General features: G+C 35.8%; 1 protein-coding gene. It reads left to right on the forward strand.

All coding sequences use genetic code 11. The annotated features are described in order from the left end of the window. Positions 1–603 (forward strand): glycoside hydrolase family 10 protein (locus ACSMFO_RS40210; protein ID WP_436462548.1); only part of this gene is annotated, 603 nt, incomplete at both ends.

Below are 603 nucleotides of genomic sequence, written 5' to 3' on the forward strand. Positions count from 1 at the left end.
GTTTGGCGCAATAAAGCCGTTGATCCTACTGGATCTGAAACTACTGCAGGACAAACAAATTATGATGATTTATATGCTGATACAAGAACGTGGATTAATAATGGATATGTTGATTATATCGCTCCTCAGTTATACTGGAATATTGGTTTACCCGTAGCTGACTACGCAAAGCTTCTTGACTGGTGGACAAAGGAAGTAGAAGGAAAAAATGTACAGCTTTATATCGGTCAAGCTGATTATAAGATTAACACAAATTCAAATGGAGTACAGAACTGGTTTAATCCAGAAGAGCTACCCAATCAGCTAAAACTAAACCGTGCATATAATAATTTTAAAGGAAGTATGCATTTTAGTGCTAAAGATTTGAGAAGTAACCCTCTTGGCATTGCAGATCGTTTAACAGAAGATATTTATAAGCAACCTGCATTAGTTCCCCCTATGCCGTGGATTGATAACGAAGCTCCTAAAAAACCTAAGGTTCTTCAGATTAAGAAAAAATTAGGAGAAACGCAATTTAAAATTAGAGAAAACGATCCTGAAGAGGTAGCCTATTATGCTATTTATAGATTTGAGGGTAATCAGGTAGGAAATATCAATGATTCC

This window comes from Amycolatopsis sp. w19 (assembly GCF_051373225.1).
Taxonomy (GTDB): Bacteria; Actinomycetota; Actinomycetes; order Mycobacteriales; family Pseudonocardiaceae; genus Amycolatopsis; species Amycolatopsis japonica.